1 rRNA gene is annotated in these 207 nt (G+C 55.6%); it reads right to left on the bottom strand.

The window, feature by feature from the left end:
* A 23S ribosomal RNA gene (locus WS42_RS15155) occupies positions 1-207 on the bottom strand; the annotation flags it as partial.

The following is a 207-nucleotide window of genomic DNA, read 5'->3' as shown; positions in this document are numbered from 1 at the left end:
GACCGAACTGTCTCACGACGTTCTGAACCCAGCTCGCGTACCGCTTTAATGGGCGAACAGCCCAACCCTTGGGACCTGCTACAGCCCCAGGATGCGATGAGCCGACATCGAGGTGCCAAACCACTCCGTCGATGTGAACTCTTGGGAGTGATAAGCCTGTTATCCCCAGGGTAGCTTTTATCCGTTGAGCGATGGCAATCCCACTTT

The organism is Odoribacter sp. N54.MGS-14 (assembly GCF_000980295.1).
Lineage (GTDB): Bacteria > Bacteroidota > Bacteroidia > Bacteroidales > Marinifilaceae > Odoribacter > Odoribacter splanchnicus.
This window is presented reverse-complemented; position numbering and strand designations above follow the sequence as displayed.